This is a genomic window from Shewanella sp. SG44-2, assembly GCF_014164215.1.
GTDB lineage: Bacteria > Pseudomonadota > Gammaproteobacteria > Enterobacterales > Shewanellaceae > Shewanella > Shewanella frigidimarina.
Window position 1 is genome coordinate 1 of record NZ_JACJEU010000043.1, and the last position, 20,550, is coordinate 20,550.

Consider the following 20,550-nt stretch of genomic DNA (forward strand, 5'->3'; position numbering starts at 1 on the left):
ATGGCATTTACTCGTGGTAATTTTTGTTTGGCGATAAATTTGATCACCAAATGCCATGAATGTTCCCACCTAATTTAAAATATCTTATTGTTCCTGTTTGTTATTTCATGGGGATTCGTCAGGGTTCGCCCCTATTCTTTAACTTTTAGCTTCCACCTTGATACTTAATCAGCCAATAAGATGAAACACATGAAAACTCTATTGTTACTAACCGCTATTACTTTCCCGTTATTTGCTTCAGCAAGTGACACTTGCCAATCAACTACGCTTATGGCGACCTATAACATTGAACAAACGACTCGCGATGCAGCATCAAACAAACAAAACCAACTGGTACTATTAAGAGCCCAAAATTCTGTATTTCACATCAGCAATCAACAAGTAGCAACACAATGGACAATACTGCCACATAATCACATGAAAAAAACCTCATACTTTATTGATGACAAACGCGCCATTGAATATGAAGCAACCAAGACGATATCTAATCAAGCATGGCAATATCATGCACAATTATTGCATCCATTATTTCAAAAACAGTCAACACTCATTGAAACTACAGGGCAAGGCTGCGATAAACTAGAACATTATCAACAACAAACAAATACAAAAACGGTTGATATATGGTGGTTTCCAGCAAAAAAACTAGTACAACGCATTAGTACTGTATTGTCAGATAAAGATGAATCTGCAGATAAAGCCGTAAATTGGCAATTAACCGAAGTGACTTACGACAACAAAATGATTCAACAACAGTTAGATACATTCTCTGCATACCAATCTACCGACTTTGCTGATATTGGCGATAATGAATCTGACCCGTTTTTTAGAAAAATGATCAACTTAGGTTTTATTGAACACAGCGCTTCAGGATTTTATGACAGCGAAGGAAATTCATTATCGTCGGCACATCAGCATTAACATTGGCATTAGCCATCGTACTGATGAACTTATGGGCTTAAGCAATGCAAGCCGTTACATTTATCTCCGTTCTCCCCGCCTCTGTTTAAGACAAACAAAGTAATAACCATGCTATTTGTCTCGCCATCACAGGGAAGTGAAGCGTTACCCTTAATGAAGCTGATTCAACGTAACGCCAAGGCAAAGTGATGAGATAAGGCTTATATGCTCACATTTGGACAACACCAGTTAGACATTGTCACTGCATAGACATTATTTTTACCCAAAATAAATCAACACACTGTATTACACCTGCTGATGCTTTATTGTTTCTATCTGACGTTATCATCTGTCTAACGTTATCATCTGCCTAAAAATTGAATATTTCTCATTGATAGGTGTAAAATCAGTGAGTTAATGTTATTTTGCTTCGCACAAAGGATTTTCACCGTAAAAGCCAAACCAATTAAAAGGATGTTTCTAAGTATGAAAAACAATAGTACGAAAAACAAAATCATCGCGTTATCTCTTGCACTCGCTATTGCCCCTTCTATCTCTTATGCCCGCGACGATGTCGGCAGTTATTCGGTAGGAGATGCGCTGAGTACAGAACACGCAAAAAATAAACTTGGCAGCAATGTTGCGTTTTATTTTGGTGATCAGGCTTATTCAGAGCCAGTAAAAATTATCGGTGAATTCAGTGCTAATAAAAAGACCAATGCCTTTAACAAATCTGATATCGAAGCTTGCCATTGGGTGTTTCTATCGGCAATGATCGCGCTAAAAGAGCGAGCGGTTAAAGAAGGCGGTAATGCTGTCGTTGAAATAAAATCAAATTATAGAAACAATCTTACTAGTAGCAATGACACTTTCCAGTGCGGTGCTGGCAATATTGTTGCAGGCGTTGCACTAACCGGTAAAGTGGTTACGTTGTAATCCCCAATAGCCAGGCGCTCATTGAGTTAGCTTGGCAAATTCCAATCTCATGATTATTTGTGCTCAGATAACGTCAACGCCGTAAAATTACGGTATCCTTAGCCCAAATGTTCAACTGCAGCCCTTAAATGCCCACCAATATCATTACCATGTTCCCTGAGTCGTCCGATAAATCATCGACTCCCGCATCGATAAGCGCTTTAGAGCAACCGGCTGTGACCTGTTCAAATTGCCAAGCCTGTTGTTGCCGTTTAGAAGTAATGTTAATAACCGAAACCGGTGTGCCTAAAGTGTATATAGCCAAAGATAATTGGGGCGGAGAAGTGATGCGCCGACTTGATGATGGTTGGTGTGCAGCGCTAGACCGAGACACGATGATGTGTTCGATTTACGAAGTTCGGCCGCTGATATGCCGTGAATTTGAAATGGCTGAATACGAATGTGTTTCTGAACGCGAAGCCTTTGGCATTTAACTGCCTAAGAATACGATGTTAAATGCAATGCTATTACATTTAACATCGACAAACGGCTTGATAATACCAAGCCGTTCCAAGGACTATAATCGGTTAGTTTGATGGCTGAAAAAGTGCATTAGGTAACTTCCAGCTAATGACTTGTTGTTGCCCCTGCCAATTTTCAATGGTTAACCAAGCCTTATGTTCTGCTGTTAATACTTCTGGTGCAATAGCATGAACTTCTTGTCCGTGCTGACTGCCGTGCAAGATACCTGCATCGCCCATTTGTAATGTTTCTAATGGTAGAGGCTCTGTGCCAATATTTAAATATGCTTGACGGATCTTGTTTACCTGCCCCTTACTAAACAATAATAAAAAATCTTTAGTGTAGGTACCATCGTGAAGATATGGCGGATCAAGATCATACGGCATAGGTGTTATTTCAAAAGCGCCAACCGCTTGAGTTTCCCATGCATCTGGGAATTGTGGGAATAGAGACTGATATAGAAAATAACAAACTAGTACTAGCACTAAGCCATTTATTTTATATTTGTAACGATTCCATATAGTGTTTTTAATGCGGGCCATTAGTTACCTTCCTGCTCGACAAGTTGTGGGTTGTGTGTTGCCAACGGAGCATCTAGGTCGGTTCTGGCGGCTTTTACGGTTCGACTTCCCCACATTAAAAATCCTGTGATAGACATTCCCGTTAGAAAAATACCGAAGATAAACCAAATCACTTTGGTCCACAAACCACCTATTGTGCCGTAATGCAGTGGATCAGCAATATGCGATAGGGTTTGTAAGGTTGTCATTGCCGCTGGCGATCTTTCACTTTCAATAGTGCCGCTCCATGGATTCACTGTCACACCATAAGCATACTGATCATAGAAAATATGATCTCCCTGGCCATACACTTTATAAGTATCTCGATTGTGCTCTGGAAGCATAATGTAGGTACTTTTAAAGCCCGGGAATTTTTGCTCGGCTACTTGCAGCGCATTAGATAACGTATACGGTCTAATGGGAGCATCGTTTGCTGATGTAGGCACTTGGCTTGCTTCAATTAATGGCGCGTGTGGCTCCAAATCTATGTGGTTGTGCCACATAATAGCTTGTGTTAAATACCATAAACCCGTAATGCTCATCAGCATTAAAAACCACATTGACCACACTCCTGCCAATCGATGTAGATCTGCAAGCAATGTTTTTTTACCTTGATTTAAACGTAATTTTGGCTGGATAAATGAACGCCAGAACTTTTTATAAATCACCAGTCCAGAAACCAATGCACCCAACATCACAATTGCCATAAAACAGACAATGTAATAGCCGACACTGTAATTAACATGCCATGGAAACAGTAACCAACCGTGTAATGAGCGCATAAAATTAGTGAAGGTCATGCCAAGATTAATTGCTTGTATTTGGCCGGTGTATTGATTGACATAAGCAATGGCAAAAGGCGCATCGCTATCGTTAAAAATAACCGCATTAACCAGATAAGATTCAAAGCTCATCACTGTGGTGATGTTAGCTGTTGGGTGCGCTTGTTGCACAATTTCAACGAGTTCTGACATCGGTTTTTCTGCCAGATTTTGCGGGTTACTAGCCCTCGATTCAGGATTAGTAAGCCAGGTTAATTCATGGCTTATCACTGAAATCGTTCCTGTAAGGCACACAAAACAAAAAATTATCCATACGGGTAATGAAAACCAGCCATGAAGCTTAAACCAAAATTTATTACTAAGTTTTGCCATCTGTTTTCCAAATTTGTCCGTTGTCTTTATAGAGATTAATATCTCGCACATGCTAATACGATTGATAATGAATCTCAATAACTATTGAGTGATAATTATTATCAATTGTAAATTTTGCGCTAATTGTCCCATTTCTATTAATGTAGCCGTCATCAATGGTTGCTAATGATAATCATTAGCAATAACATTAGTGCCTGATAGTTATTATGTACCCTCATTAACATTATTTAGCGCTAAAAAAGATAAGGCAAAACATGAAACCTCAACACATCTTTGCACTTTCATCATTAGTTTTGGCTATGGGCTTTCTAGTACAGCCCTTCGCCCTTGCAGCCGAACAACAAAATGCTGACAACAATGATCAAAATATCGAAAAAATCCAAATCTTGGGTGTTCGTTATAAACGCGTTAGCCAAGGCGCTACTGGGCTAACCATGGAGATTGATGAAACGCCTCAGTCAATCAGTGTGGTGACCAACGAGCAGATAACTAATTTTGGTGCTAATAACCTTAATGACGTACTTCGTCTTGCGACGGGTATTAATGTTGAAGAATGGGAAACTAACCGCACACAATATACTTCTCGCGGTTTTGAAATTAAAAGTACCCAAATTGATGGCGTCGGTTTACCTAATGACTGGGGTATCGTCACTGGTGCAATGGAAGCTTATGGTTATGAAAAAATTGAAGTTATTCGTGGTGCTAACGGGCTATTAACCGGAATAGGTAATTCTGCTGGTACCATTAATTATGTCCGTAAACGCCCAACGAATGAAAATGAAGGCGAAGTAGGCATTTCTTACGGTTCGGATGACTTTAAGCGCGTACAAGCTGACTACTCAGCCCTGTTAACAGAAAGCGGTAGTTGGGCTGGTAGAGTTGTTGCGGTGGTAGAAGACAAAGGGTCATACCTAGATGGCCTAGAAAACGATCGTGGCTATATTTACGCTGTCGTTGATGGCCAATTAACAGACAATTCAACGTTAACGTTAGGGTTTTCATACCAAGATGCCAACACAGACGGCAATACCTGGGGGGGATTAGTATTTAACTATACTGACGGCACCCAAGCTGAGTGGGATACCAGTGCGACCACAACACAAGAGTGGACCATGTGGGACACTAGCAACACAACCGCATTTGTTGAGTATACTTACATTTTGCCTAACGATTGGGATCTTAAGGTTGCCTATAACCATCAAGGTTTAGAAGATGAAAGTAAGTTATTTTATGCTTCTGGAACCATTGATAAGGACACAGGCTTAGGATTAAATGGTTGGCCTGGTCGCTACGACACTGAATTTTCAGCCGATATTGTAGACATCACCACAATTGGTCATTACAGCTTATTTGGTCAAGATCATGAGCTCACCTTGGGATTAAGCGGTTCTCAAAGTAAAAAATACATGTACCAACACCCATTTGATTTTGCAGCGACTCCTGCATATGGCCCAACCCCAGCCTTCCCTTACGATCTCAATGCGATCCCTGAACCGGAATGGGGCGATAAAGTAGAGTACTCTGATATAGATGTAAGCTTACTTCGCGCTTATGGTTCAACTAAGTTCAATATCAATGACAGCCTATTCGTGGTTGCTGGTTTTAATGCGATTAAATATACCCGCGAAGGGATTAATAGCGGCGTTGATATAGACAATGACGAGAGCGAGTTTAGCCCTTATGCAGGTGTGGTTTATAGCATCACAGAGGATATAAACACCTATTTCAGTTATTCAGATATTTACCAACCGCAAGAGCAGTATGATTACGATGGGTATTTTTTAGACCCAACTAAAGGCGTAAATTACGAGCTTGGGCTTAAAACCCTATGGCTTGATAATGATTTAATGGCTACCTTTGCACTATTTAGCGCTGAGCAAAATAACCTCGCTAGCTACGCCGGCCTTAATGCCAACGGAAATTATTATTATAAAGGTGCCAATGTCGAATCGAAAGGGTTTGAAGTTGAAGTCACTGGATATATAACAGACAACCTCAATGCAGTATTAGCTTATACGCTGCTTGATGTAGAAGATGACAACGGCGCTGAAGCAAATGAGTGGGCAGCCCGCAACGTTGTTAACTTTTCAATGGATTATACCATTCCACAATTGCCAGAAGTAAGCGTTGGATTCGGCGGCAGATGGCAATCAGAAACCAAAAACGTTGATTCTAATGTAGAGCAAGATGCCTATTTAGTGGTTAACGCTTTTGCCAGTTGGGATGTGTCTGAGGACCTCAATTTAAGAGCTAACATTAATAACCTCACCGATGAAAAATACATTAATAGCTTGGCGACCATAGGTTATTACGGCGCGCCTGTGAATGGTTCGGTGAACTTAACTTATCGCTTCTAGGTGGCATGAAAATGCTAAAGCCAATGACTGAAATTTATGCCATTAGCTTAAGTATTCTTCTGTAATGCGTTTATTACCACACCGATATAATCAATGTGGTTGATCACGACAGCAGACATTATATTGATTGATAAAAAACCTCTTTTTATGAAAATAAAAAGAGGTTTTCTTTTTCAACATAGACACAATATTATTTACCGACCCTACACAAATGATGGCGTTGATCTTGTCGACAGCAAAACGATATCACCTTATTACTTACTCATCAACCACACGTGTTGGTGCTTAAAAGACTATGACAACCGAAGCCTGTGAAGCCAAAACTGGCATAGCTAATAAACATAACTGGTTCGTGAGACAATGAAGGTGTGACAGCTGTTTATTATCTCCTTGTGGCTATTTAATCGACTTACCTTCTAAAATTGACCTAATTAGCTGAAATATTATTAACTCTTACTTGCACTGTATGGCTGTGGGTCTTTATCATAAGCATTACTTTTTTAGGGCTAATCTAATTCAAATCTAGCCCATTTTTTTGGTCTTTCAGGAGCAACCATGCCAAAGATTAATCTGCTGTTATTGTGCGGCGGTGGCGGTGCAGAACACGATATTTCGTTAATGTCTGCACGTTTTTTTGAGTCATCACTGGCAAAGTCAGATAAATTTTCGGTACTTAAGTTAGTACTCGATAAACATGGCCATTACCACACTGAAGACGGTAAATTATGCGACCTGACTAATCGTCGTGAAATTCGTTTTGAAGATAACAATACGCCAGCATGGTCAGTTGATTATGTGATCCCGTGTATTCATGGTTTCCCGGGTGAAACCGGCGATATTCAATCGTATTTTAACTTAATACAACTGCCCTACTTTGGTTGTGAATCTGAAGCCTCAAGTAATTGTTTTAACAAAATCACCGCTAAAATGTGGTTTTCAGCTTTAGGTGTTCCAAACACGCCTTACATCTTTTTACATCAACTAGATGATGATGCAATCAAGCAAACTGAAACGGCATTTGATAATTGGGGATCTGTTTTCGTTAAAGCAGCATCACAAGGATCGTCTGTGGGATGCTATAAAGTCGATGTGAAAGCCAATATCGCTAACGTACTTAAGGATGCATTCAGTTATGCACCTTACGTTGTGGTTGAGCAAACCATCCATGCGCGTGAATTAGAGGTCGCCGTATATCAATACCAGGGTGAAGTGGTAGCGACCTTACCGGGTGAGATTATTTGCGACAGCAATACCTTTTATTCATTTGATGAAAAGTACGCTACAAATAGCAAGGCTCGCACCGACGTTGTTGCTGATAACCTCAGCCCAGAGATCAGTCAGCTGATCCGTGATTACGCGGTAAAAGCCTTTAAAGGGATGAAGTTACGTCACTTGTCGCGCATCGATTTCTTTTTAACTGCCGATAACCAAATTCTCTTGAATGAAATTAATACCTTCCCTGGGTTAACGCCTATTTCAATGTTCCCGAAAATGTTGCAAAACCATGGACATGATTTCACTGAATATTTAATTGATGTGATTGGACAACAGGTTGATTTAACCTAAACAATTTTAGTACAAAATGCATAAAACAAAAGGCCAGCAAATTTGCTGGCCTTTTCTATACACTTACAATGTTAAACAGTTTAGAACCCTTCTACGCCCGCCATATCAGGTAATTGGTGTGCAATACCTTTATGACAATCGATACAGGTTTTTTCGCCGCTAGCCAGTGACGTTGAATGCATTTGTGATGCACGCTTAGACTGGCGAGTGAAATCCATATAGTCGAAGTTATGACAGTTACGGCACTCTAAAGAATCGTTAGCTTTGAGTCGATTCCATTCGTTTTCAGCCAAATGGCGACGCTTTGCTTCAAACTTTTCACGAGTATTAATGGTGCCGAATATTTTGCCCCACACTTCTTTAGACGCTTGCATTTTACGGGCAATTTTGTCGGTCCAGTTGTGTGGCACATGGCAATCAGGACAGGTTGCACGCACACCACTTCGGTTAGTGAAGTGAATGGTGGTTTGCAGCTCCTGATAAACGTTGTTTTCCATTTCATGACAACCAATACAGAATTGCTCACGGTTAGTCAGTTCCAGCGCGGTGTTGAATCCACCCCAGAAAATAATACCTGCGATAAATCCACCAATGGTTAAGAAGCCAAGGCTGTAATGGACACTCGGACGACACAGCACTTTCCACACTATTTTTAGTTGCTCAAACAATTTTGCAATCATAGTGACTCCTAGTGCTTAACTGGGGCTTTCGCCTTCATTAAGTGATCAATATCGACAAAGTCATTTTCAACTAATAACTTGGCATCTAACTGCGGTGCATGGCACTGAGTACAAAAATAACGACGTGGTGATAAATCAGCCAAGAAATTATTATCACGGTCCATATAGTGAGTCACGCTCACCATTGGAGCCTGTGAATGACCAGTACTGGTACGGGCATGACACTGGATACACTTGTTCACTTTAAGATCGATTTGATAACCATCAATCTTGTGCGGGATCACCGGTGGCTGCATTGGGTAATTACGTACCTGCTTAACATCGGTATTGATCACCGCTTGCATTGCAGGCGGTGTCGGTTCTACGTTAATTGGCGCTAAACGTAATGTGTCGATTTTGTCTTCAGGTACACTGGTAGCCATTACACTTACAGAGAAACCTAATAACGCGATAATCGATAATAATTTACCTGTTTTCATGGTCTGTCTCCTTAAGCCTTAACAATCTTTACAGCACATTTTTTATAGTCAGTTTGTTTTGACAAAGGATCTGTCGCATCTAACGTCACTTTATTAATGAGCTGACTAGCATCAAACCAAGGCACAAACACTAAGCCAACAGGCGGCTTATTACGTCCACGCGTTTCAACTCGGGTTTTAATTTCACCACGACGAGAGACGATTCTAATTTCATCACCACGGCGTAAACCGCGCTTTTTAGCATCTTCTGGGTGCATAAAACACACTGCATCAGGGAAGGCTTTATAAAGCTCAGGTACACGCTGTGTCATAGAACCAGAGTGCCAATGTTCAAGCACACGACCTGTTGATAACCAAATATCAAACTCTTCATCTGGTGATTCAGCTGCTGGCTCGTAAGGCAATGCGAAGATAACCGCACGACCATCTGGCTTACCATAGAACTCAAAGTCTTTACCGGCTTTAACGTATGGATCTGACCCTTCACGGAAACGCCATTTGGTTTCTTTGCCATTAACAACAGGCCAACGTAAACCGTGTTCTTTATGGTATACATCAAAGTCTGCTAAATCATGGCCATGACCACGACCAAAGGTAGCGTACTCTTCGAATAAGCCTTTTTGAACGTAAAAACCAAAATGCTTAGCTTCGTCATTTAAGTACTTAGGATCAGCATCACTTAACGGGAACTTCTCAACGTTGCCATTTTGATAAAGTACTTCATATAAGGTTTTACCTTTAAATGAAGGATTAGCAGCTAACACATCAGCTGGCCAAACTTCGTCGGTAGTGAAACGCTTAGAGAATTCCATTAACTGCCATAAGTCTGAACGTGACTCGCCTGGCGCAGTAACCATTTGGTGCCAAAATTGAGTACGGCGCTCGGCATTACCATAAGCACCTTCTTTTTCTACCCACATGGCTGTTGGTAAAATCAAATCGGCAGCTTGAGTCGTCACGGTTGGGTAAGCGTCTGACACTACGATGAAGTTTTCTGGATTACGGTAACCCGGTAAACCTTCTTCGTTAATATTGGCGCCAGCTTGGATATTGTTGTTCACTTGAACCCAGTAGCAATTTAGGTCGCCATCTTTTAAGCGACGGTTTTGCTCTACCGCATGGTAGCCAGGTTTAGGAGGAATAATACCACTCGGAATACGCCAAATTTCTTCAGCATGTTTTCTGTGCTCAGGGTTAGTCACCACCATATCAGCAGGTAAGCGATGTGAGAATGTACCCACTTCACGTGCTGTACCACAAGCAGAAGGTTGACCCGTTAATGAGAATGGGCTGTTACCTGGAGTAGAAATTTTACCGACTAACAAGTGAATGTTATAAATTAGGTTATTACACCACACACCACGAGTATGTTGGTTAAAGCCCATGGTCCAGAATGAAGTTACTTTACGATCTGGATCAGCATAAAGCTCTGCCAACTCGATAAGCTTATGTTCTGGTACACCAGACAACTTACTGACAGATTCAACATCATAATCAGCCACAAATTTAGCAAATTCGTCAAAATCAATCGGTGTAGAGTCACCTGCTGTCGCAACGTTTTTAGCTTTCATTTCTAATGGATGCGTTGGACGTAAACCATACCCAATATCAGTGGTTCCCTTGCGGAAGTTAACATGCTTTTTGATGAAATCTTTATTCACTTTGCCATTTTGGATAATGTAATTGGCAATAAAGTTAAGCATCGCCAAATCAGTTTGTGGCGTGAATACAATCGGTAAATCAGCAAGGTCAAATGAACGATGTTCAAAGGTCGACAACACAGCAACTTTAACGTGTGGAGCACTTAAACGACGATCGGTTACACGAGTCCACAAAATTGGGTGCATTTCTGCCATGTTTGAGCCCCAAAGCACAAACGCATCAGCCGCTTCCATATCGTCATAACAACCCATTGGTTCATCAATGCCGAAGGTACGCATAAAGCCACCTACCGCAGATGCCATACAATGACGTGCGTTTGGATCGATGTTGTTTGAACCAAAGCCAGCTTTCATTAACTTAACGGCTGCATAACCTTCCCATACGGTCCACTGACCAGAACCAAACATACCAACTGCAGTTGGGCCTTTGGCTTTTATGGTCGCTTTCCAACGTTCGGCCATAGTGTCGAATGCTTTTTCCCATGTGATAGGAGTGAATTCGCCATGCTTGTCATATTTACCATCAGTCATACGCAACATTGGCGTTTGCAGACGATCACGACCATACATAATTTTAGAAAGGAAATAGCCCTTAATGCAGTTTAAGCCGCGGTTAACTTCACTTTTGGCATCACCATGAGTTGCAACAACTTTACCGTCACGGGTGGCAACCATAACTGAACAACCTGTACCGCAAAAACGACAAGGTGCTTTGTTCCATTCTAATTTGGTTTGTTCTGAGCTAGTGATCAGGTTGCTTGCACTTGTAGGTAGTGCTAATCCTGCAACACTTGCCGCTGCGATAGCGGCATTTGCTTTCATAAAATCGCGTCTATTCATTTTCATACTTCACCTTCTTCAAGCTCTTCACTTTGGTGATACACCATGGTGGCAGTCAACACACCCGGAATGGCATTAATTGTTGATATATCATCCATCAACGATCGTTGGCTCGGACCCTCAACGACAACAACTAACTTAACGTCATTATTAGCTGACAACTCAGCATTTTTGATGGCCATAATTTTTTGTCTTACTTCAGCCATTTGCTCAGGGTGTACTTGGACAATTAGGCTGGTTACGTGAAGTTCATTGCTCATACATCGTTCTCACATTGTTTATTATTTTTAGGATTAGCCTGCGCCTGGAGGCCCAGTTAAAATTTGGCTAAACCAGATAGTAAAACCTAGTGCGCTAACCAGTAAGACAGATAAAATTGGGGCTAGAAATACGGTCAAAAAGATAAAAATCTTTAGCTCTAAACCCTTTTTACTTTCAGTTTCATTACTCATGGACCCTCCAAGAGTGGGGATAAAAACAACAAATCATCATCGCTTCATTGCTTCTTTATTACGACTCGGGTGAATTTTATCGTTAATGCAGTAACAATCTATATACTCACAAATTGGTAAAACGAGGTTAATATGATCTAGATCATCAATTTAAATAAATCATTAGCTAGATCAGGCTTATCAAGCATAAATACCGATTAAATAAAGGATTATTTAACGGCTTTTTGAGCAGTATTCTCTTTGATTGGTATCAAGTATAAGACACTAAAAACAACTTGCACGACCAAGATGTTATTAAGGGGTTAATCATGATATATGCCTTGGCATTTTTTACAGCCATAAAAAAACCGACAGCCACATGACTGTCGGTTTAGGTGTAACTCGTGAACAAATTAGCTCATGCGGTAACGTAATACTTTTAATGATTTCTGTTCATCAATATCAGCAAATACGGACGGATTAGCAATTCGCTCAACATAAGATAATTGTGGCGCGGTATTAGCCACTTGTTGCATTAAAAAATCACAACCAAGTTCAGGGGCATTTAAGCACAGCAACACTTCACCTTGCGGGGCAAGCAAATCCGGCAGACGTTTCAATAAGCGCTCATAATCTTTAGTGGCCACAAAACTGCCACGTTGATTACTGGGTGGGTCGGCCACAATCAAATCATACGGTCCAAGCTTAGTTAACTTGCCCCAAGATTTAAAAATATCGTGGCCTAAATAACGCGCACCTGCGGGTAAGTCATTTAATACATGGTTTTGCTTACCAATGCTTAACGCGCCTTTACTCATGTCCATGTTGACCACTTCATCTGCGCCGCCTTGCAAAGCCACTACCGAAAATCCGCAAGTATAAGCAAATAGATTTAGCACTTTCTTATGTTTTGCATGTTGTTTCACCCATGCTCGGCCATTGGCCATATCTAAGAATAAACCGTGGTTTTGTCCGCGTAATAAATGAACTAAAAAACGCGCGTCATTTTCAGTTACTATATGCTGTTCTGGTACTTCGCCATGCAATAACTCACTGAATGTTTGGCCACCGTGACGGTATTGGTACACCAAATTAAGTGTTTCAGTTGGTCGTTGTTGCTGCCAAAGGGCCTTTATTGCAATCACTAATTCATCCAGTTGTTCGGTTTCGAGCATCTTAAAACTGGTGAGCAATAATACTGGCTTATACCAATCTAAACACAGGTGTTCATCGCCCGCGAATAATCCGCCACGGCCATGAAATAAACGGCAAACATCATCACCGAACGTCAAATTTGGAACTATTTGTAAAAAACCTTTCATACACTCTCTTAACTCAATAAACTAAATACAATCAATACGGTTATGCATTGGTGGTTGATGACTTAGCTTTAGCGTCGCTGTCCACGCTATGGTCATTATCAACGTCACTACTGACTCCACTATCAACGTCATTATTAACCTGTTTGTCATCGTCATTTGTGTGTTCATCTTCAGCTGCAATTTCGGCTTCTGCTTTAACACTATTAGCGGATTCATTAAATGAGTCATCACTATCATCCGACAACAAAATTGCCAGCCAATTGCCCGAGTCGCTCGATTCAAGACCAATTTTAACAATCATGGTTAAGGGTACCGACAGCAACATGCCGACAGAGCCAAGCAGCCAACCCCAAAAAATCAATGATAAAAAAACCACTAAGGTAGACAAGCCTAAGCCACGCCCCATAAAACGGGGTTCAACCATATTACCCATCACCATATTGGTACCCACATACAATAAACCGGTAATACCTGCAGCCCCTGGGCCCATTTGGATAAAGGCTAATAACACAGCCGGAATTGCGGCAATAATAGAACCAATATTAGGAATATAATTAAACAGAAAAGCGATGACAGCCCATAACAAAGCATAGTCAACGCCAATGATTGTCAAACCGATACCAACAACCACTGCTGTCGCTAAACTGACAAGGGTTTTAATCACCATATATTGATTAACCGACTGCAAAAACTTGTCGATTTGCTTTAAACGCTTATCTGGAGCATCAAGGGCTAAATGAAACTTTCTAGGCATTGATTGCGCTTCAAATAACATAAATACGATAGTCAAAATAATCAGGAATAAATTAGCCATCACATTGCCAACACCAGACAACATATTGGTGGTCATGGATAACGCCATGCCGGGGTCAAAATAATCGAGTACTTTTTGTTGAGAAATCTGGATATTAAAATCTTGCAGTTTTTCAAGGATCCACGCAAATTGTTCAATCAATTGCTCCCGATACTTGGGCATTTCTTTGGAAAACTCAGTTACCGAACTGCCCACTAAACTGGCCAGCCACAAGCCCATTAACACAATAAATCCCATCATTAAGATGATCGATAACCATTTAGGAATACGGTAGCGCGTCATCAACACAATAGCAGGATTACAAATAACCGCTAAAAATGCAGATAATACAAAAGGCACCACTATTGGGCTGGCCGTTTTAATTCCAGCCAAAATAATCACTACGCAAGCCATCACCACAAAACTTCGTACAGCCATGGGCGATTGTTGTAATCCATTCATAGAACTAAAAATCCTTATTATTGCTTATTAAAATGATTCTATATGCTAAGCTAAACTCAGTAACATATTGCAAACTAAGTTAAAATTCATTGTCGATTCATATATCAATTGATGACAATATTGGCTTACAACTACTTTTAGGGATCCACTCACTCAATATGAAACCAGAAACCGCTATTATACGCATTAAAAACTTACGTTTACGCACCTATATCGGCATTAAAGAAGATGAAATCAATAACCAACAAGATGTCATCATCAATGTGGTTATCCATTATTGTGCCGACAAAGCGCGAAACAGCAACAATGTCGCTGATGCGTTGAATTATCGCACCATTACTAAAAAAATCATTGCCTTGATTGAAAATAATCGTTTTTCTTTACTGGAAAACCTAACAAACCAAACTCTTGCCATTGCTAGCGAACATGATTGGGTTGAATTTGCCAGTGTTGAAATTGATAAACCCCATGCACTGCGCTTTGCAGACTCAGTGTCGATGGAATTATGCTATCAAAAACCGCAATAACAGACATGTTACGTGCAGTATTTGTGATCATTTTTTAAGGTTACCATCGTATATTGTTCTAATGAGTAAAGGGGAGCTTAGATGAAAATATTAATCACAGGTGCAACAGGGTTTGTTGGCAGACGCTTAGTTAAATCGCTTAGTGAGCATCAACTGATCATATTGACGCGAAATATTAATAACGCTAAAAATAATCTTGGTAGCCATCATCAATATTGGCAAACCCTAACTGATAAATCAGACCTTAACGATATTGATACAGTGATCAACCTTGCCGGCGAACCGATAGTCAATAAACGTTGGAGTAACAAGCAGAAAAAACTGATATGCGACAGCCGTTGGGACATCACGGCAGCGTTAACTCAGCTTATTAGTAAAAGTACCACGCCACCGCATACGTTTATTAGTGCCTCAGCAGTAGGTTACTATGGCCGACAAGACCAAAATCCAGTTGATGAAACGAGTGGTTTTCATGCAGAATTTAGCCATGATATATGCCAAAAATGGGAAGATCTCGCACTTCAAGCCCAGTCACAACAGACCCGAGTGTGTATTACTCGCATAGGTATTGTGCTTGGGAAGAATGGCGGCGCATTAGCAAAAATGTTACCTCCATTCAAACTTGGTTTAGGCGGTCCAATAGGCAGTGGCGAGCAAGGTATGAGTTGGATCCATGTTGATGATTTAATTTCATTGATGTCTTACTTACTCAGCAACACAGATTTACAAGGTATTTTTAATGCTACCGCACCTCAGCCTGTTAGCAATGCCAAATTTGCTAAAGCATTAGGCAATGCGTTAAACCGTCCGGCCAAAATAACCACACCACCATTGGCTCTAAGACTAGCAATGGGTGAAATGTCAGAGTTGCTTACTACCGGTCAATTTGTGTTACCTAAACGAACTTTAGCAGCTGGCTTTGAGTTTAAATACTCTGATATCAACAGCGCATTAGATCATATTACTCACTCAGCGAACTGACTCAAAGTGCTAGCTCAAAGTGCTAAGTCACTGAGCTAAGTCACCTGGCTAATGGGCATCACTTAACCAACTGTTTAATTTTGTCGATTATCGGTCCATAGCGACGCGCAAGTGGTCGGTGTTTTTTGTAAATAATGAACAATGGCTCACTGACCACCACATTGTTGGCTTGCTCGGTGGTAAAAGATGCTATGCGGATATGCTGTTGTTGGCCAAAATGGTCAACAGCAAATTGTGGTAGTACAGCAAATGCGAGCCCTTTAGCCACTGGCACAAGAATTTGGTTCAACTGATTAACGTAACTGCGAATGGGCACCTGCAATGCCAACGCTTGTTTTTCAGTAAAATACTGGCCGACTATTTGCGACCAATAATGCATCGCATCAGGGTGGCTCACCATTCCAAGCTCCATGAGCTGTTCAAATGTAACCGATTGATGTGAGTACGACTGAGGTAACACCAGACACAGAGACTGCGCAGCTAATGGAGTCACCACCAGCTCATCCATATTAATCGGCTGCGTAATTATACCCACATCAATGGTATTGGTCATAACACTGTCAATAATGCGTTTATTAGGCGCCGCTTCCAGATAGATTTGTAATTGACTATATGGCAACTGATAGTCAATAAGGTGAGGGTATAAAAGCAACGCCATCGATCCCGAACACGCTAAACGGCACTCGCCGACATGCTCATCATCAACCGCTAATTGCGACAAAACTTGCTGTTGTTGCTGCTGCCAAACTAATGCTTGTTGATACAACACTATTCCAGCTTCAGTTAGCTCAAAGCTTTTTCCAATTCTAATGAGTAAATCAACACCCACTTGCTGCTCGAGCTTTTTAATGTGCTGACTCACGCCAGGTTGCGTCATAAAAAGTTGCTCTGCAGTATGAGTAAAATGCCCAACTTCGACGAGTTTAATAAATGTTGTTAACCATTGTTGATTTAACATGTCACGCCTCTACTCTGCCCCAAATATTGATCTCACCCATGACACTCTCACGGATTGCTTTAATCTGAATGTTATTCACCTGAATGCTATTAATTTAAGGCTATTAACCGAAACGATAAAACCACAACGCTATCATAGCAATTCTTAATACTATAGTGACACGATTAATAACTTAAAATTATCATTATGAGTATTTTTGATAATTTAACATTTATATCTGAACTTCCTATACTGACGTTATCAACTCGGAATGACGAGCAACATGGCAACACATTAATTCAGTGTAAAGAGGTTAAAATGAGTAATACATATCCACGCAGTTTTTCCCATATTGGTATTTCGGTACCAGACTTAGATGCCGCTGTTAAATTCTATACTGAAGTATTAGGTTGGTATCTCATTATGCAGCCTACAGAAATTGTTGAAGAAGACACGCCTATCGGCGAAATGTGTACTGACGTATTTGGTGCAGGTTGGGGATCATTCCGTATCGCTCACCTTTCAACTGGTGACCGAATCGGTGTCGAATTATTCCAATTTACCAATCAGGAAAATCCAAAGGATAATTTTGAATACTGGAAAACCGGCATCTTCCATTTTTGCGTGCAAGACCCAAATGTTGAAGAACTCGCTGAAAAAATTGTTGCTGCTGGCGGTAAAAAACGCATGAAAGCACCACGTTATTACTACCCAGGTGAAAAGCCATATCGCATGATCTACATGGAAGACCCATTTGGTAATATTCTAGAAATCTATAGCCACAGCTACGAGCTACATTATGCTAGCGGTGCTTATAATTAACCTGTGTTAATTAGCCAACATAAGTTGCGCTTAATGCTGCTAGGTTGCGCCTCAGAACGATACTAACACTGTAGTTCTGCGGCGCTCTTTTATGTATAAAAAGACTGAACTTCATCTACACTTAAATAACGCCACTCCCCTTCGGCTACATCGACACTCACAGCACCAATACTTTCACGATGCAGTGACACCACTTTATTGCCCACCGCAGCAAACATTCTTTTTACTTGATGAAACTTACCTTCAGTTAAGGTCAGTAATACTTCTTGGGGTGTGATAATTTGCAGCTGTGCCGGTAATGTCAGCTCTTGCTCCCCTTGCAAAGCAATGCCTTGTAAAAAAGACTCTCCGGCATCTGCTGCTATCGGCTTAGCTAATTTAACCCGGTAAACTTTATGGCATTGTCCAGACGGGGACGTGATAGCAAATGTCCAACGGCCATCATCGGTAATAAGCACTAACCCAGTTGTATCGGCATCTAACCGTCCGGCAATATGCAACTCAGATGGTCGTTCGACGTCAATTAATGAGAATAGCGACGGATAGACACCATCGACATTAGAACAAAGAGTATTGGCAGGTTTATTGATTAACATATAACGAAACGCTCGAGCTGCAAGCTTTTGACCGTTTAAGCTGATGTCATTATTTTCATGAACTTGAACAGCTTCATTCCTGACAACCACACCATTAACGAACACCTCACCATTATGAATTAGCTGGATCGCGTCATACTTTACTAGCTCAGTACTTTTACAAATAAATCGATCAAGACGCATAAATAACCTTAACTTGGGATAATCATTTATTATTGGCTACTTAAGCGGATATTATGCTTTGTCTCGTCAAATATGCAGTCAATGGTGGAGGGTATTATGCCACAGACGTAAAGTGCGCTTTGTTTTATTATGGAGAATCGCAAACACATTACTCAAGTAAAAAAGAGCAAAAAAACGTAGCACCGACACTTAACGCAAACCCCACAAACATCATCGCAATAAAAAACCATTTGTGAGAAAAATTGCTTCCTTTAAATACCAAGTACGATTTACTGATGGTGTTACCGAGTAAAATTAACAACAATAAATTGATTAAATCAATATCCTGTGGATTCATAGACCATTCGGTCATCACCGATACAAGAATGGCATGAGCTTCAAAAAATGATACAAGTAAAGTACTGATCCCTCTCGAGAGACCTAGTTCACTGCCGATAAAATGCATGGCATATACAAGTCCGAGAATAAAAATAGATAGCTTAGCAACATTTTTCCAATTTATCGGATGATCAATTAATAACTCAATATCAACTGTTGGTTGCCCTGATTGGTTACTTAAAAAAAGTAAATTGGAGTGAAACTGCGCATATATTATCGCCGTAATAAAAAACAATAATTGCATGACAAAGGGAATATAAAAAATAAAGGGTAATTGGTCTGCCAAAAAAAAGATAATAAATAGGCATTCCAGTAACATAGAACATAAAGCAAACAACAATGTCAGTAGCAAGTCACGCTCACTTGTTGATGCAAATTTTTTATCATTCAATATTTGTAAAAAAACAGCCGTGCTGGAAATAAATCCCCCCAGAAAACCCTGTAACTGGAAGCGACTGCGCTTTGCTAGCAAGTGAAAACTAAAAAAGCTGAATAACTCTAGACAGGCAACCAAAGGAACAATTTTTAATAGAGGGACGTAGGCTGCCACCACGAACAAAGCCGCCAACATGGTCATGTCAAACCATATATGTTTGTCTTTAAAATGATATGAGAGTGGTGTCTTATGTTCCATCGACAATATTTGCCTCTACAACTATGTATCGTGGTGGACTAAATTATGAATCTTCAGCACTTACACTTTGTCACAAAATTAGTCCTACACTCCACGAGATCGGTTCGGAGCACTATTCAATATAACTTAACTATACAGTAAACCAACTTAAAAACGATTAAGAGATAAAACAAGTGCTTGCCCTGCTGAGTAATCCGAAGCTAATGTGACTTGGTATATTTTATAACACTGTTTGGCGGGTGAAATAATATTAAACCTACCGCACTCATCATCGATAATGAGCAATAACCCAGTAATGTCTGCATCTAACTGTCCGCTAATATGCTGTTCAGATAATCATTCAACATCCAATACGTTAAACACAAATTCTAAATTGATTAATCTAAATTCTGATAACTCACGTACTAAGGTGCAAACCCAATAAACATTATCAAACGCCATGCTATCATCGCACGAGACTTCAAGGATAATTGAAATGGCATGGGAAGACCGAACGCCATTTGAAGCTATTGAACATCTTTACGGTTTAAATGAATCGAATGTGATTAAACTCATGCGCAATTCACTTAAACACAGTAGTTTTAAATTATGGCGTGCACGAGTCAGTGGCCGTAAAACTAAACACCTTAAATTACGACCTGAAGGTACTGATAGAGCGTATTGTCCAACCCAATATAAAATGCGCTCAAAGTAATCATATCAGTGATCAACTAAGGTAAAAAGGCTGTCTAGTCCTAAAATAGGTTGACGGTTTTTATTAAGCCAGTTGGAACTCCCGACTGGCTTTTTCATGCACTTCGTTTGGGGTTTTCATTCCTAAACTAAGGTGCGGTCTTAACTCGTTATAAGT

21 protein-coding genes are annotated in these 20,550 nt (G+C 40.4%); 9 read left to right on the forward strand and 12 right to left on the reverse strand.

Going from position 1 to position 20,550, the window contains the following annotated elements; genetic code table 11:
• The first annotated feature begins 189 nt into the window (after window positions 1-189).
• The 3 genes from H5181_RS19465 to H5181_RS19475 all read left to right on the forward strand — a co-directional run bounded on the left by H5181_RS19465 (window position 190) and on the right by H5181_RS19475 (window position 2,309).
• Complete coding sequence (locus H5181_RS19465) at window positions 190-921, forward strand: hypothetical protein (RefSeq protein WP_182751808.1); 732 nt, start codon at window positions 190-192, stop codon at window positions 919-921.
• A gap of 465 nt (window positions 922-1,386) precedes the next feature.
• The gene (locus tag H5181_RS19470; RefSeq protein ID WP_182751809.1) at window positions 1,387-1,836 is read left to right on the forward strand and encodes an excinuclease; all 450 of its coding nucleotides are present in this window, start codon (window positions 1,387-1,389) and stop codon (window positions 1,834-1,836) included.
• 128 nt (window positions 1,837-1,964) lie between these two features.
• Entirely contained in the window at window positions 1,965-2,309 is a 345-nt protein-coding gene (locus tag H5181_RS19475) for a YkgJ family cysteine cluster protein (RefSeq protein WP_220491845.1), read from the forward strand.
• Between the two features lie 93 nt (window positions 2,310-2,402).
• On the opposite strand, the gene H5181_RS19480 is transcribed toward H5181_RS19475, so the two are convergent.
• Together H5181_RS19480 and H5181_RS19485 are read right to left on the reverse strand one after the other, a co-directional pair.
• A complete protein-coding gene (locus tag H5181_RS19480; RefSeq protein WP_182751810.1) occupies window positions 2,403-2,879 on the reverse strand; it encodes a hypothetical protein in 477 nt (158 codons plus the stop codon).
• The gene (locus H5181_RS19485; protein WP_182751811.1) at window positions 2,879-4,051 is read right to left on the reverse strand and encodes a PepSY domain-containing protein; all 1,173 of its coding nucleotides are present in this window, start codon (window positions 4,049-4,051) and stop codon (window positions 2,879-2,881) included. Before H5181_RS19485 ends, H5181_RS19480 begins: the two co-directional genes overlap by 1 nt.
• A 254-nt stretch (window positions 4,052-4,305) precedes the next feature.
• Between H5181_RS19485 and H5181_RS19490 the strand changes: the two genes are divergently transcribed.
• Window positions 4,306-6,408, forward strand: coding sequence for a TonB-dependent siderophore receptor (locus H5181_RS19490; RefSeq protein WP_182751812.1), 2,103 nt, complete (start codon window positions 4,306-4,308; stop codon window positions 6,406-6,408).
• Between the two features lie 555 nt (window positions 6,409-6,963).
• Window positions 6,964-7,974, forward strand: a complete 1,011-nt coding sequence (locus H5181_RS19495; protein ID WP_182751813.1) for a D-alanine--D-alanine ligase — start codon at window positions 6,964-6,966, stop codon at window positions 7,972-7,974.
• A gap of 80 nt (window positions 7,975-8,054) precedes the next feature.
• Here the strand turns inward: H5181_RS19495 and H5181_RS19500 are convergent, their stop codons facing one another.
• From H5181_RS19500 to H5181_RS19530, 7 genes are all read right to left on the reverse strand, one after another.
• Window positions 8,055-8,654, reverse strand: coding sequence for a cytochrome c3 family protein (locus H5181_RS19500; RefSeq protein ID WP_404948511.1), 600 nt, complete (start codon window positions 8,652-8,654; stop codon window positions 8,055-8,057).
• Between the two features lie 8 nt (window positions 8,655-8,662).
• Complete coding sequence (locus tag H5181_RS19505) at window positions 8,663-9,133, reverse strand: nitrate reductase cytochrome c-type subunit (RefSeq protein ID WP_011638003.1); 471 nt, start codon at window positions 9,131-9,133, stop codon at window positions 8,663-8,665.
• A gap of 11 nt (window positions 9,134-9,144) precedes the next feature.
• The gene (gene napA, locus H5181_RS19510; protein ID WP_011638004.1) at window positions 9,145-11,634 is read right to left on the reverse strand and encodes a nitrate reductase catalytic subunit NapA; all 2,490 of its coding nucleotides are present in this window, start codon (window positions 11,632-11,634) and stop codon (window positions 9,145-9,147) included.
• A 2-nt stretch (window positions 11,635-11,636) separates the two neighbouring features.
• Entirely contained in the window at window positions 11,637-11,894 is a 258-nt protein-coding gene (locus H5181_RS19515) for a chaperone NapD (RefSeq protein ID WP_011638005.1), read from the reverse strand.
• 33 nt (window positions 11,895-11,927) lie between these two features.
• Window positions 11,928-12,086, reverse strand: a complete 159-nt coding sequence (locus tag H5181_RS19520; protein ID WP_011638006.1) for a periplasmic nitrate reductase, NapE protein — start codon at window positions 12,084-12,086, stop codon at window positions 11,928-11,930.
• Between the two features lie 392 nt (window positions 12,087-12,478).
• Window positions 12,479-13,387 carry a class I SAM-dependent methyltransferase gene (locus tag H5181_RS19525; protein ID WP_011638007.1) on the reverse strand — a complete coding sequence of 303 codons (909 nt, stop codon included), beginning with the start codon at window positions 13,385-13,387 and terminating at the stop codon, window positions 12,479-12,481.
• 40 nt (window positions 13,388-13,427) lie between these two features.
• Complete coding sequence (locus tag H5181_RS19530) at window positions 13,428-14,642, reverse strand: AI-2E family transporter (protein ID WP_123882792.1); 1,215 nt, start codon at window positions 14,640-14,642, stop codon at window positions 13,428-13,430.
• A gap of 158 nt (window positions 14,643-14,800) precedes the next feature.
• Here H5181_RS19530 and folX point away from each other — a divergent pair, with 158 nt between their 5' ends.
• Window positions 14,801-15,169, forward strand: coding sequence for a dihydroneopterin triphosphate 2'-epimerase (gene folX, locus H5181_RS19535; protein ID WP_011638009.1), 369 nt, complete (start codon window positions 14,801-14,803; stop codon window positions 15,167-15,169).
• Between the two features lie 81 nt (window positions 15,170-15,250).
• Window positions 15,251-16,150 (forward strand): TIGR01777 family oxidoreductase, encoded by a 900-nt coding sequence (locus tag H5181_RS19540; protein ID WP_182751814.1) that lies wholly within the window; start codon window positions 15,251-15,253, stop codon window positions 16,148-16,150.
• Between the two features lie 58 nt (window positions 16,151-16,208).
• Here H5181_RS19540 and H5181_RS19545 read toward each other — a convergent pair whose 3' ends face one another.
• The gene (locus H5181_RS19545; RefSeq protein WP_059745994.1) at window positions 16,209-17,108 is read right to left on the reverse strand and encodes a LysR family transcriptional regulator; all 900 of its coding nucleotides are present in this window, start codon (window positions 17,106-17,108) and stop codon (window positions 16,209-16,211) included.
• 297 nt (window positions 17,109-17,405) lie between these two features.
• Here H5181_RS19545 and H5181_RS19550 point away from each other — a divergent pair, with 297 nt between their 5' ends.
• The gene (locus H5181_RS19550; RefSeq protein WP_011638012.1) at window positions 17,406-17,909 is read left to right on the forward strand and encodes a lactoylglutathione lyase family protein; all 504 of its coding nucleotides are present in this window, start codon (window positions 17,406-17,408) and stop codon (window positions 17,907-17,909) included.
• An 89-nt stretch (window positions 17,910-17,998) separates the two neighbouring features.
• Here the strand turns inward: H5181_RS19550 and H5181_RS19555 are convergent, their stop codons facing one another.
• On the reverse strand, window positions 17,999-18,688 hold the full coding sequence (locus H5181_RS19555) for a pseudouridine synthase (RefSeq protein ID WP_123882794.1): 690 nt from the start codon (window positions 18,686-18,688) through the stop codon (window positions 17,999-18,001).
• Between the two features lie 148 nt (window positions 18,689-18,836).
• Window positions 18,837-19,700, reverse strand: coding sequence for a DUF4010 domain-containing protein (locus H5181_RS19560; RefSeq protein WP_182751815.1), 864 nt, complete (start codon window positions 19,698-19,700; stop codon window positions 18,837-18,839).
• A gap of 439 nt (window positions 19,701-20,139) precedes the next feature.
• On the opposite strand from H5181_RS19560, the gene H5181_RS19565 reads away from it, so the two are divergent.
• The gene (locus H5181_RS19565; RefSeq protein WP_102036345.1) at window positions 20,140-20,394 is read left to right on the forward strand and encodes a TIGR03643 family protein; all 255 of its coding nucleotides are present in this window, start codon (window positions 20,140-20,142) and stop codon (window positions 20,392-20,394) included.
• The last annotated feature ends 156 nt before the right edge of the window (window positions 20,395-20,550 follow it).

Excerpts from the sequence above, each read along its gene's own strand:
- H5181_RS19465 (WP_182751808.1), top strand. The coding sequence starts at position 190 with ATGAAAACTCTATTGTTACTAACCGCTATTACTTTCCCGTTATTTGCT.
- H5181_RS19470 (WP_182751809.1), top strand. The coding sequence starts at position 1,387 with ATGAAAAACAATAGTACGAAAAACAAAATCATCGCGTTATCTCTTGCA.
- H5181_RS19475 (WP_220491845.1), top strand. The coding sequence starts at position 1,965 with ATGCCCACCAATATCATTACCATGTTCCCTGAGTCGTCCGATAAATCA.
- H5181_RS19480 (WP_182751810.1), bottom strand. The coding sequence starts at position 2,879 with ATGGCCCGCATTAAAAACACTATATGGAATCGTTACAAATATAAAATA.
- H5181_RS19485 (WP_182751811.1), bottom strand. The coding sequence starts at position 4,051 with ATGGCAAAACTTAGTAATAAATTTTGGTTTAAGCTTCATGGCTGGTTT.
- H5181_RS19490 (WP_182751812.1), top strand. The coding sequence starts at position 4,306 with ATGAAACCTCAACACATCTTTGCACTTTCATCATTAGTTTTGGCTATG.
- H5181_RS19495 (WP_182751813.1), top strand. The coding sequence starts at position 6,964 with ATGCCAAAGATTAATCTGCTGTTATTGTGCGGCGGTGGCGGTGCAGAA.
- H5181_RS19500 (WP_404948511.1), bottom strand. The coding sequence starts at position 8,654 with ATGATTGCAAAATTGTTTGAGCAACTAAAAATAGTGTGGAAAGTGCTG.
- H5181_RS19505 (WP_011638003.1), bottom strand. The coding sequence starts at position 9,133 with ATGAAAACAGGTAAATTATTATCGATTATCGCGTTATTAGGTTTCTCT.
- napA (WP_011638004.1), bottom strand. The coding sequence starts at position 11,634 with ATGAATAGACGCGATTTTATGAAAGCAAATGCCGCTATCGCAGCGGCA.
- H5181_RS19515 (WP_011638005.1), bottom strand. The coding sequence starts at position 11,894 with ATGAGCAATGAACTTCACGTAACCAGCCTAATTGTCCAAGTACACCCT.
- H5181_RS19520 (WP_011638006.1), bottom strand. The coding sequence starts at position 12,086 with ATGAGTAATGAAACTGAAAGTAAAAAGGGTTTAGAGCTAAAGATTTTT.
- H5181_RS19525 (WP_011638007.1), bottom strand. The coding sequence starts at position 13,387 with ATGAAAGGTTTTTTACAAATAGTTCCAAATTTGACGTTCGGTGATGAT.
- H5181_RS19530 (WP_123882792.1), bottom strand. The coding sequence starts at position 14,642 with ATGAATGGATTACAACAATCGCCCATGGCTGTACGAAGTTTTGTGGTG.
- folX (WP_011638009.1), top strand. The coding sequence starts at position 14,801 with ATGAAACCAGAAACCGCTATTATACGCATTAAAAACTTACGTTTACGC.
- H5181_RS19540 (WP_182751814.1), top strand. The coding sequence starts at position 15,251 with ATGAAAATATTAATCACAGGTGCAACAGGGTTTGTTGGCAGACGCTTA.
- H5181_RS19545 (WP_059745994.1), bottom strand. The coding sequence starts at position 17,108 with ATGTTAAATCAACAATGGTTAACAACATTTATTAAACTCGTCGAAGTT.
- H5181_RS19550 (WP_011638012.1), top strand. The coding sequence starts at position 17,406 with ATGAGTAATACATATCCACGCAGTTTTTCCCATATTGGTATTTCGGTA.
- H5181_RS19555 (WP_123882794.1), bottom strand. The coding sequence starts at position 18,688 with ATGCGTCTTGATCGATTTATTTGTAAAAGTACTGAGCTAGTAAAGTAT.
- H5181_RS19560 (WP_182751815.1), bottom strand. The coding sequence starts at position 19,700 with ATGGAACATAAGACACCACTCTCATATCATTTTAAAGACAAACATATA.
- H5181_RS19565 (WP_102036345.1), top strand. The coding sequence starts at position 20,140 with ATGCTATCATCGCACGAGACTTCAAGGATAATTGAAATGGCATGGGAA.